The sequence below is a fragment of the Mycobacterium sp. Aquia_213 genome (genome assembly GCF_026625985.1).
GTDB lineage: Bacteria > Actinomycetota > Actinomycetes > Mycobacteriales > Mycobacteriaceae > Mycobacterium.
Genome location: NZ_CP113116.1, coordinates 2,562,477 through 2,574,459 on the forward strand (window position 1 = coordinate 2,562,477; position 11,983 = coordinate 2,574,459).

The 11,983-nt window shown below is 63.6% G+C and carries 6 protein-coding genes; all 6 read right to left on the minus strand.

What is annotated here, in order from left to right; all coding sequences use genetic code 11:
* Positions 1 to 110: 110 nt before the first annotated feature.
* The 6 genes from ppsA to LMQ14_RS12020 all read right to left on the minus strand — a co-directional run bounded on the left by ppsA (position 111) and on the right by LMQ14_RS12020 (position 11,696).
* Positions 111 to 2,507: a phosphoenolpyruvate synthase gene (gene ppsA / locus LMQ14_RS11995; protein WP_267734929.1), complete on the minus strand. Its 2,397-nt coding sequence runs from the start codon at positions 2,505 to 2,507 to the stop codon at positions 111 to 113.
* A gap of 184 nt (positions 2,508 to 2,691) precedes the next feature.
* Positions 2,692 to 3,933: an MFS transporter gene (locus LMQ14_RS12000; protein WP_267734930.1), complete on the minus strand. Its 1,242-nt coding sequence runs from the start codon at positions 3,931 to 3,933 to the stop codon at positions 2,692 to 2,694.
* 98 nt (positions 3,934 to 4,031) lie between these two features.
* Positions 4,032 to 7,685 carry a trehalose-phosphatase gene (gene otsB / locus LMQ14_RS12005; RefSeq protein WP_267734931.1) on the minus strand — a complete coding sequence of 1,218 codons (3,654 nt, stop codon included), beginning with the start codon at positions 7,683 to 7,685 and terminating at the stop codon, positions 4,032 to 4,034.
* On the minus strand, positions 7,682 to 8,683 hold the full coding sequence (locus LMQ14_RS12010) for a 1-phosphofructokinase family hexose kinase (protein WP_420714676.1): 1,002 nt from the start codon (positions 8,681 to 8,683) through the stop codon (positions 7,682 to 7,684). Before LMQ14_RS12010 ends, otsB begins: the two co-directional genes overlap by 4 nt.
* Positions 8,684 to 8,827: 144 nt before the next feature.
* Complete coding sequence (locus LMQ14_RS12015) at positions 8,828 to 9,730, minus strand: universal stress protein (RefSeq protein ID WP_267734933.1); 903 nt, start codon at positions 9,728 to 9,730, stop codon at positions 8,828 to 8,830.
* 130 nt (positions 9,731 to 9,860) lie between these two features.
* The gene (locus LMQ14_RS12020; protein WP_267734934.1) at positions 9,861 to 11,696 is read right to left on the minus strand and encodes a pyruvate kinase; all 1,836 of its coding nucleotides are present in this window, start codon (positions 11,694 to 11,696) and stop codon (positions 9,861 to 9,863) included.
* Positions 11,697 to 11,983 lie beyond the last annotated feature (287 nt).

Below are 11,983 nucleotides of genomic sequence, written 5' to 3' on the forward strand. Positions count from 1 at the left end.
GTAGCGCGCTGACGTAGTCCAGCGCTCGCGGGTGGTCCCGTCGGCGCCGACCGGTACCGCGAGCAGGCCCTTCGAAGGTCCGGGCGCGGGTCGATGGAACGCGCCACTGCTCATCGAGCCGGCACGAGCTGTTTTTCCACCTCGAGGACCTGGCGGGTGGTCTTGATCACCGTATCGGGGTTCAGGCTTATCGACTCGATGCCGAGCCGGACCAAGAACTCGGCCATGTCGGGGTAGTCCGAAGGCGCTTGCCCACACAGGCCCGAGTGGATTCCGTTGCGGCGGCAGCCCTCAACGGCCAGGCGAATCATCTCCTTGACGCCCTCGTCGCGTTCGTCATAGTCGAAGGCCACGATCTCGCTGTCACGGTCGACGCCGAGGGTGAGTTGAGTAAGGTCGTTGGAGCCGATCGAGAAGCCGTCGAAGCGCTTGGCGAATTCATCGATCAGGATCACGTTGTTGGGGATCTCGCACATCGCGTACACCTTGAGCCCGTTCTCGCCCCGGCGCAGACCGAGGTCGGCCATCGTCTGCAGGACGAGGTCTGCCTCGACGATTCGACGCACGAACGGGAGCATCAGAATCACGTTTGTCAGGCCCATCTCGTCGCGCACACGTCGCATCGCGCGGCACTCGAGCGCGAAACCCTCGGCGTAGGTGGGATGCGCGTAGCGCGAGGCACCGCGGAAGCCGATCATCGGGTTGCTCTCCGAGGGCTCGAAGGCTGCTCCGCCGATCAGGCTCGCGTACTCGTTGGTCTTGAAGTCCGACATCCGCACCACAACGGGCTTGGGCCAGAAGGCGGCGGCAATCGTGCCGATCCCTTCGGAAAGGCGTTCCACGAAGAACGCGCTCCCGTCGGGATAGCCCTGCGTGAGCCGGTCGATCGTCCGACGCGCCTCGGCGTCGTCGACCTTATCGGGGTGCAGCAGGGCTAGCGGGTGAACCCGGATGTACTCGCTGATGATGAACTCCATCCGAGCGAGTCCCACTCCGTCGTTCGGCAGGAACGACGTCTTGAAGGCGAGGTCGGGGTTCCCGAGATTGATCATGATCTGGGTTCGCGGCCGCGCCAGATCCGCCACCTCGGTGCGGTCCACATGGAAGCCGATCGCACCCCGGTACACGCGGCCCGTGTCGCCCTCGGCGCACGACACTGTCACGACGGCGCCATCGGGCACGCACGTGGTTGCGTCTCCGGTGCCGACCACGGCGGGTATGCCGAGTTCGCGGGCGATGATCGACGCGTGGCAAGTGCGACCGCCGCGATTGGTGACGATCGCTGCGGCGGTCTTCATGACCGGCTCCCAGTCCGGCGTGGTGGTGTCGGCGACAAGCACCTGCCCGGGCTCGAATTCGTCTAGCTGCGTGAGTTTCTCGATCCGTTTGACCGCACCCGAGGCGATCTTCTCGCCGACCGAGCGCCCCTCGGTGAGTACTTCGCCGCGGCCTTCGAGCGCATAGGACTCCAGCGCCGTCGTGCTGTGTTGGGAGGCCACCGTTTCCGGGCGAGCCTGGACGATGTAGAGCTTTCCGTCCAGACCGTCCTTAGCCCACTCCATGTCCATCGGCCGCCCGTAGTGCGCCTCGATGGTGCACGCGTAACCGGCCAGCTCCAGGACGTCGGAATCGGTGAGACAAAACCGAGCTCGATCGGCCTTTGGTGTGGGGACGTTTCGCGTGGTGTTCTTCGTCTCGCCCTCGACGAGGATCATCTTCACGGCCTTGTCACCGATGAGGCGGCGCAACACGGCGCGGTGGCCGGCGAGATAGGTCGGCTTGTGGACGTAGAACTCGTCCGGGTCGACGGCACCCTGAACCACATTCTCGCCAAGGCCGTAAGCGCCCGTCACGAAGACGGCGTCGCGAAAGCCCGACTCGGTGTCGATGGAGAACATCACGCCCGACGAAGAGATATCGGAGCGCACCATTTTCATCACGCCGATCGACAGAGAGACCTTGAAGTGGTCGAAGCCCTGATCGATTCGGTAATGAATGGCGCGATCAGTGAACAGACTGGCAAAACACCGGCGGCACGTGTCGAGCAGACTCTCTTCGCCCTTGATGTTGAGATACGAATCCTGTTGGCCGGCAAAGCTCGCCGTCGGCAGGTCCTCGGCGGTCGCCGAGCTCCGCACAGCGAGACTTACCTCCTCGCCGTACTCCTGCTGAAGCTTGCCGTAGGCCTCCAGAATCTCGGCGGCCAGATCCTCGGGAAGCCCGGCGCCGTACACGATCTCACGGGCGCGCTTGCCTTTGCGCGCCAGCGCGGCGACGTCGGCGGGGTCGAGCTCGTCGAGTTCGGCATGGAGACGGTCCCAGGCGCCAGCCTTGTCCAACATGTAGCGATAGGCCTGGGCGGTGATGGCGAATCCGTGTGGGACGCGTACGCCCTGCCCGGACAGCTTCTGGAACATCTCGCCCAGCGACGCGTTCTTTCCGCCGACGAGTGACACATCGTCGATGCCAAACTGCTCAAAAAAGCGGACGTACCCGGATGTACTCATGACCTGTCCTCTCGTAGCGCGTCAAGCAGTCCGCTCGACCCGCGCTTACCTGCAATAGCGCCACAAATGCCAACCTTTCACGGCGGTACGTACGGTGCCAGGGCCGAAGGTCACCCGAACGGGTGACGGTACGACGCTAGGTGGCTTCGGCGGCCGGGATGCATGCTCTCCAGCATGCAGTCAGTCAGTCCGATGCAGCGCTGGATTTGGTGCGGACCCACGCACTGATGGTGACGACGAGCAGGACTGCTGCCAGGAAGCCACCGGCGATTCCTGAGATCAGTAGCGGCAGTTGGCCTGTCGCGCCCCAGAGCAGACCGGCCCACAGACCAGCGGACAAAGCCGCGAAGCCCGTCGCGCCCTGAAATATGCCTTGGGCGCTCGACTGCAGTTCGGCGGGAACGAGTCCGGAGATCCATGCCTTTCCGACGCCGTCGGTGCACGCGGTGAACAGCCCGTACAGCCCGAGGATGAGCCACGCCGCGACCTTGTCGGTGGTGAGTCCGAGCCCGGTGTAGCCGGCGGCGAAAAAGACCATGCCTATCCCGAATACCGTAGGTTTCGGGATGCGATCAGCCAGTGATCCGGCCGGGTAACTGCCCAACGCATATACCATGTTGTATCCCACGTAGGCCAGTATCACTTCGGCCACGGAGAATCCGATCTCCTTGAGACGCAACAGGATTAGGGCATCGGGGAAGTTGACGACGCCGAAGGCTGTCAGCAGCACGATCACCCGCCAATACCGGCCTGGCAGATCACGCAGGGTCGCTGCCAACCGTCGTGGCCGCACCCGCTGCGCCGGTCGGGGACGCTCCCGCACCAACGCGACCAGGGCCACACTGAGGACGGCCGGAACGATTGCGACATAGAGCAGCGGCGAAATCTCATGGTCGAGCAACTCGTATCCGGCAAGCCCGATTAACGGTCCAGCAACCGCGCCCAGTGTGTCCATCGCGCGGTGAAACCCGAACACGCGGCCGCGGCTGGCTTCGTCGATTCCGTCGACGAGCAGTGCGTCGCGCGGTGCACCCCGGATACCTTTGCCCACTCGATCGACCACGCGTCCGGTCAGGACCCCGGGCCACGCACCGGCGACCGCAACGATCACCTTGCCGAGCGCGGCCATCCCGTAGCCCGCAGCAATGAGAGGACGCCGCGCAAATCTATCCCCGAGTGGTCCAGCCGCCAGTTTTGTCAGCGACGCGGTTCCCTCGGCCGCGCCTTCGACCACTCCTACGACGGCCGGTGGCGCACCGAGAACTGCGGTCAGGTAGATCGGTAATAGCGGGTACAGCAATTCGCTTGCGGTGTCCTGCAGGAACGAAACAGCCGATAACACCCACACATTGCGCGTCAGCCAGCTTCTGGTTTTGGCCGCATGAACGATCACAGGTAGGCGTCGCCGTTCACCACGGCCGCGCATGATGACCAGATTGGGCTATCTCGGGCGCTCGCCGATACCCGAATGGCGATCGTACCGCCAACATCTGCCGCCTCCCGCCGCATGTGTCGGTTGGGCTGTCAGCCGGGAAATCGGACCGTGGTCCCAGGCATCAATTGAACGACTCGGCCACGACATTCCACTTCGACTCCGGCGGCGTCGCGTGGATCCACACTGATGATCACGCCCTTTCCGCTGACCCGCAGGTGCAGGTGCAGACCCCGATAGTGGATCGGGAATGCCAGCACGCCAAGTGCTTCCGGCCAGTGCGGGGAGAGGATGATGCGGTTGGATCGGGTCTCCACCCCGGTAAAGCATCGCTGCACGAGGTCGACGCTGCCGGCCATGGCCGCCAGATGGATGCCTTCGGACGTGGTGCCGCCCTGGATGTCTGAGACGTCGGACTTCAGTGCCTGTTGGAAGAACTCCATGGCGCGATGGCGGTTGGCCCGGGCGAGCACCCAGGTATGCACCACACCGCTGAGCGTCGACCCGTGCGACGTGCGGGCCAGGTAGTAGTCAACCATTGCTGGGACCTTGTCGGGCATAAAGTGATAGCCAAGTCGCTCCAATAGCTCACCCAACTCCGTTGCCGACAACAGATAAAGCAGCATGAGGACGTCGGCCTGCTTGGAAGCCTTGTAGCGGTTCACGTCGTCGTTCTCCGCCTCGAGGATGCGGTCGAGGCGTTGGATATTGCCGTACTGCCGCCGGTAACGGTCCCAGTCCAGTTCCTCCAACTCGCCGTATCCCTCGAACTGGCTGATGAGGCCGTCGTGGAACGGGACATACATCCGTCGGCTTACCTCTTCCCAGTGCGCCAATTCCGTGTTGTGCAGTCCGAGCGTCTCTCTTAAGTCGAGTCGGTTCGGCAGCGGTAGCAGTTTCAGTGCGTCGAGGGCCCGCATGATTACCCAGACCGCCATCACGTTGGTGTATGCGTTGTTGTCGATGCCGTCGTGAGGCGCGTCGGGATAGCCCGAGTGGAATTCGTCGGGCCCGATGACGCCCCGGATGCTGTAGCGTTCGCGTTCCTGGTCGTACGTGGCCCTACTTACCCAGAAGCGTGCGATCTCGGCGAGCATCTCCGCGCCATAGTCGATCAGGTAGGCGAGATCCCCGGTGACCTGATAAAAGTTCCACGCGCTATAGGCAACGGCAATGCCGATGTGGTGCGCACGGGCGCTGGAGTCGGGGTTCCACCGGCCGCTGCGCGGATTGAGGTGCAGGCGTTGACTTTCCTCGCGTCCATCGCTGCCGGATTGCCACGGGAACATCGCACCGGAGTAGCCCGCCACCGTGGCGGCGTGACGTGCCTCGGGCAGGCGCCGGTAGCGGTAGGCCAGCAGCGACCGGGTGATCATGGGCAGCCGTAAATTGAGCACCGGGAAGATGAACAGCTCATCCCAGAAGATGTGCCCGCGATACGCCTCTCCGTTAAGTCCACGAGCCGGTACGCCGACGTCGAGGTCGCAATTGTTGGGTGAAACCGTCTGCAGCAGATGCAGGAGATGCAGTCGCAGGATGCGTGATTCATCGGTGAAGTCTTCGAACTCGATGGACATCCGCTCCCACAGATGTAACCAGGCATTCAGGTGCCCGTCGCGCAACTCAGCGAACCCGCCGAGTCGGCCCAGCCAGCGCTGGGCGTCGACAGCGGGTTCGGACGTCGCGACATCGCGCCCGGTGAAGATGGTCACGATCTTCTCCACGGTCAACTCGTCGCCGGCCGATACCTCGACGGCGATGTCGTGACCGATTTCGGCTGCCTGGTCGACAAGGCGGTAGGTAGCCGGGACGGGGGTCCCGTCCCGCCAGACGATGCTTCGCGACGCCATGGCAATGGGAATGCGCGATTGCGTCGTCTGAACGGTCAGCAGCACAGAATTGGCCGAGATCTCCCGTTTTTCTACCAACCCAAGATGCTGGTTGGCCAAATCGCGATATCGCTCCACGAGCGAATTCGTCACGTTGCCGTCCAGCGTCGAGCGAATCTCGATGGTGCCCGACCAATCCTCAGCGACGATCGTCGTCTGCAGGGCGCCGACGTGGGGCATGTGCATCGCGGCAAATCGTTGCTGGGTCAGCGAACTGGTGCGTCCGGCGTCGTCGCAGAAGCGCACCTCCCTGGTCAGTATCGCGCCGCGTAGGTCGAGATTCTGTCGGTAGGACAACACTCTGAGCGCGTCGATGTCGAACCAGCTGCCGCCGTCGACGCGGAAGGTCAGGGCGAGCCAGTTGGGCAGGTTGACTAGACTCTCGTTGTCGATTTCGGTGCCCGATACGTCGTCGACCAGACGGTTGTAAACACCGGCGGTATAGGTGCCCGGATAGTGCACCTGATCGGCCTTCGATTCGGGCGCTGCGCCCCGGGTTGCGAAGTAACCATTTCCCACCGTGCACAACGACTCACGAAGCTTCTCGCTCTGTGGGTCGTACCCCTCATAGGTGAAATCCCATGCTGTGGAAGACTTCTCACGTTTAATCGCAAGCCAATTCGATCCGCGCTGCACGAACTCCCGTACCTCATCGGGACTCTGCAGAGCGAAACGGGCGGCCGTCTTTCGGTCGCCATCCTCGTCGTGGCGCACCACGATCCCGATGCCGTCGAATTGGATTGCGTCGAAAGCGTCTTCGTCGGTGAGGTCGTCGCCGATGTAGATCGGCAGCATGGATCCCGTAGCGTCGATGCGATCGCGAATCCAGGCCAGCGTGGTCCCCTTGTCCCAGTCGATGTCAGGCCGCAGCTCGACGAGCATGCGCCCGTTGGTCACGCGTAGGCCATCTCGCTGTCCGAGCTTCTGTGTGGCAGAGACGATCTCGCCGATGTGCTCAGGTGCGACCTCGCGGTAGTGAACCGCGACGGCGAAACGCTTGTGTTCCACCCGTACTCCGGGGATCTCCGCCAGGCTCGTCCCTAACTCGGCGGCCGCACGCTCGAGGACACCGACGGCGGTGGCGGCCGCTTCGTTTCGGTGATAAGTACCGTCCGGTCCGGTCAGCTCAAACCCGTGGCTGCCCGCATACCAGATACCCGGTATCGGTACGCGGGTGCGGATATCGGCGAGGTCGCGGCCGCTCAATATGGCGACGGGGCATTGCGATGCCAAGCTTTCCAGCGCCTTCTCCGCTCCGTCGACGAGAGTGGCCGCGCTGGGATCGGCAACGATGGGGGACAAGGTTCCGTCGTAGTCGACAAACACCACCGGTTCTCGGACGCCCAGAACACCGATGATCTGACCGTACGACTCCACCGCATCGGGAAGCTCCGAGATCCGCCTGTCACCCGCGCGAACAGCGACGTCCTCCAGATCCGCAACCACGACGTCGGCACCGCCCCCCAGTAGTCGGTCGGGATTCCCGGACGGGTCGACACCGATGACAAGCGCGAAGCCGCCGTCCCGGGCCGCCGCTATCCCGGCACCGGCGTCGTCGACGACGACAGACCGTTGCGCACGCGCACCGAGTCGACGAAGGGCTTCCACGAGGAACGCGGGAGGGAGGCCATCGACACAGACACCGAAAAGGTCGTCAATCCCTGCGGATTTCAAGAGCTGTTGACCGCCTGGGCACAACGAATAGACCGCCGTGGCGACCCCCGCGTCGAGTAAATTTCGCACCAGGTTGATCGTCGAATCGAACAGCCGAACACCAGGAGTGTCGGCCAACACAACGTCGAGGTTGAAGATCACGGCGTCGTGGTAGCGCGGGTCGACAGTGACCGGCAGCGTCATGGCGATGTCTTTCCTCGAGCGGACAACCATTGGTTGCGATCGACATCTATGGGGTCGGCGACCATCTCGAAGAACCGCTCGACATCTTCGCGGAGGCAGTGCGCAGTGCCGGGAGTCAGCAGCATGGCCGAACCGGCAGCGATGCCCAGCCGCACCGCCTTGTCGAGTTGCCAGCCGCGGCTAAGTCCCACGGTGATACCGGCGGTCATGGCGTCGCCGGCGCCCACGCCGCTGCCGGAGGGTACCTTTACCGGCGAATAACGTTGGCTGCCAGTCGGTGTAGCAAGCAGAGCGCCCTCGGACCCGAGTGACACGACGACGAACTGAGCGCAGCCGCGGTCGATGAGTTCGTGCGCCGCGGCGAGCTGCTCTGATTCGCTGACGAGTTCCCGTCCGAAACATTCGCGTAGTTCTCGTACGCTCGGCTTGAGCAGAAAGACGCCCGAAGAGATGTGTCGCAGTCCGGCGCCGGACGTGTCGAGAATCAGCCGCGCACCGCGCTCGCGACAGATGTCGGCGACCCGCTGATAGAAGTCGGCAGGCACGCCGGGGGGCAGGCTGCCGCTCGCCACGACGAAGTCCGCGGATCCTGTCGCGGCGCTCAGTGTTTCGAGGCACTCGGTCTGCTCGGCATCGGTGAGCAGCGGACCCGGGAGCACGAACCTGTACTGCTGCCCGGTCGTGTTCTCGTCTACCGTGAAGCTTTCCCTGGTCGAGTGAGCTATGGTGACCCGCTGCACCGGCACCCCTGAGTCGGCGACAAGATCGGTCACCTTGTCGCCGGCATGGCCGCCCGCCGGAAAGAGCGCCGATACCGACGCGCCGAGCACGTGGGCGACTCGCGCGACGTTGATTCCGCCGCCGCCGGGATCGTAACGGGGCAGCCCGCATCGCATTTTGTCGGTCGGAATGACCCGATCGGTGTGCGTGGTGATGTCGAGGGCCGGATTCATCGTCAGGGTCACGATTGTGGTTCCCGGCCGCGTCGGTGCCTTCATTGCCATTGGCTCAACTCTCTCGGGGCAGTCGTAAGCGACACCTGAATCCGACCAGTTGACCAATGCCGGCGGTAGAGACGGAAGTCCCACGCCCCGTGGGTCGTTCGTCGGCATTCAACTGAACGGCCGGACAAGCCATCACATTCAGGCCAGCGGTTCGCGTGCAACAATGACCGGCACGCGGGCCAACAGCACCACTGCCGCGCTGACCGAGCCCAACAACATTCCGGCGAAGCCGCCGCGGCCATGGCCGCCGACCACCACGAGCTGAGCTGACTCGGACGCATCCACGATTCCACGAGCCGGTTCACCGCGCACGATGAGCCGGCTAACAGTGACATCGGGGAAGCGCTCACCCCAGCCGGCCAGACGCTCGGCCAGTATCTCGTCCTCCACCGCCCTCAGTGCCGGCCAGCCGGGGCCGGGCGAACTGACCATGGTGTCGAACACACTCACATCGCTCCACGCGTGCAAGGCCGTCAGCCCTACCTTCCGGCGCGAGGCTTCATCGAACGCGATCGCGGTCGCCAACTCCGACTCGCGCGACCCGTCAATTCCCACCAGCACCGGGGCCCGCGCGGCATCGGCATTCAATTGGACACCATCGTGGATAACCGCAACCGGACAATGCGCATGATAGACAAGCCCGGAGCTCACCGAACCCAAATGGCGGCCACGCAACGTGCCCGTACCGAGGCAACCCACCACAACCAAGTCGGCGTCTTTAGACAGGTCGACTAGAGCGGGAACGGTAATCGCACAAGGCATTTCGCAGTCGATCTTTGCTGAGCCACGCTGACAGCTTTCCTCCGCCGTCTTGAGCGCTTCGTCGAGCACTTGTCGCCCTTGCTGGCGCTGCCCACGCATCCACGTCGGGACCAATGACGATTCCAGCCATGTCCCCGCTGTCGCCGGAACGACGTGCACCAACGTCAGCGGAACATTGCGCAACTCGGCGTCGCGGGCGGCCCACTGGACCGCGACCTTAGAGCCTGGCGAGCCGTCGACGCCGACGACGACCCCCGGGTGCGTACTCAGTGTCGACACGACATTCTCCTTTGCTTTTCACAGGATGGGTCGCGACGGCACGGGCCACCAGAGCATTTCGGCCCTCAATAAGGGGCGATTCAGATGAGGTCGGCACTTTTGGACCGTTGGGATAACGTTAAGACGCTGGTCAGGTGCGAGCCGGGTGCCAGGAGTGCAGAGACCCGAGCAGTGCGTTCTTCTTGTAGTGGTGATCGGTCATTCGCCGAAGGATGCTGTCGAGGACGACGACCGCGTCGTTGATATACGGCCCCTTGTTGAGCATCGCGCACTCGGCGCGTTCGCTCATTGCGGCATCGCTGATCTCTGCGCGGGCGGGATTCCCTGTCTTGGTGAGCTGTTCGAGTATTTGGGTGGCCCAGATCACGGGGAGGTGCGCGGCCTCGCACAGCCACAGAATCTCTTCTTGCAACTCGGCCAGGCGTTCGTACCCGCACTCGACGGCCAGGTCCCCACGCGCGATCATCACACCGACGCGCGGATGACGCATCGCCGTGAGCAGCAGTTGGGGAAGATGTTCGAATGCTTGCCGCGTCTCAATTTTCAGCACGATTCCCAATGAGTCGCCGCCGAGGCGGCTCAACGCGTCGAGCAACTGCTCGACATCGGAAGGGTCTCGCACGAAGGACATCTCGACGAGATCGGCCAGCTCGACCACCGTTGACAGGTCAGAGAGGTCCTTCTCGGTCAGGGCGGAGATCGGGAGGTTGACGTCGGGCAAGTTGACTCCCTTGCCGCCACGGAGGCGGGACCCCGTGTCTGCTGCGTGGTCGATCCGCAACCTCAGCACGTCAGGACCCACGCTGACTATCTCGCCGCTGATCCGGCCGTCATCGAGGTGCACCTTCTCCCCAATGCGTGCATGACCGAAGATCTCGGGCAGCGTGCAACCAATGCGCGGAACGGACTCGGCGGCCAGGGGCGCGGGCGAACAATCGCTGGTCAATTCGAGGATGTCTCCGCGATGCAGTACAAGGCTCTGTTCGGTTTGTGGAAGTTCTCCGAGGTGTGTCGAATCCTTGACGCCGCGGACGCGCAGCTCAGTCCCGGTGGCGAGGTAGGTGGTCTTGTCGACAACGACGACGAATCCGGCTGGGGCACCTGATTTCTGAGCAACGGCTTTCAGCGTCAGACTGCGTTTCGCGCCCCGGGTGTCGTGCAAGAGGACAACGTCGTCGTCGTGGCGTCGGCTGAGCCATTTCCCAGACACCGGCAGCGACACCATACCGGCTTCGGGTGGCTCGATCGGATCTTCCGCCGCAGTCAGCCATGCCCGAGCCGGGGCCGTTTCCTGCCCAAGCGCGTTCCTGCGTGGCCGCAGTTTCACGCAGCGCGGCCCGGGTTCAAGCGGTCCAGTCCGCAGCTTTGGCCCCGCAAGGTCCATCGCGACCAAACATGTTCGGCCGGTTGCTTCGGCCACTTGCCGAACACGCTGTGCCATGGAGCGCCACGCATTTGCATCGTCGTGTGCACAGTTGATACGTGCGACGTTCACGCCGCGTTCAACCAACTCGCGAACTAGGTCGGGATTGGTTGCGGCCGAGGAGGGGAGTGTGACCATGATGCGGGTCACGCGATCGGCCGGCTCCGGGCCCAGCAGCTGCTGTGTTCGGTGGCGGAGTAGTTCGGGACCGTGCTCGACGCTGGTACCGGTCAGTGGGGGCTGTTGCCAGGCGTCACCGAGCATGGCGCAGATCGCCGACCTCACCAGGAGCAAGGTGGCCTCGACATGAGGCTCGCTCCGGCCTAATGAGGACAGCCCGAAGGCGGCCAGCCGGGCTTGTAGGTCGCGGAGATCACATTGCCGAATTGCCCAATAATGCAGCATGTTTCGGGCACTTGATAGATTTTCGGGCGCCACGCCCTTCAGCCACCAGGACCACAGTGATTCAGCTGCGGCCAATCCCGCCAGGAGGTCGTCCACGTCGTCGCGCAACTGGCTCAACTGCCGGCTTGCGGTTGTCACGTCGGTCTGCGTATTTGACACCTGCGCTCCAATTTATTCGAGTGCTCCGACGTCCGGCGGCGGTTGTCCAGCCCGAGGTTACGGAGATCCCGGCGAGGGACCTAGGGGCATTGGTCCCCGATTCCCGATGACATTGAATCCACAGCATCACCGCCGCTTCTCAGCTTGACACGCCGACCCCGAACACCCGGGAAGGCGAGGACCTTGTCCTCTGCTGCTCAGCACCACGGGTGGTCAGACTCGTGGTGGCGTGCAATCGATGCTGCGCCCAAACCACAGAACTACGA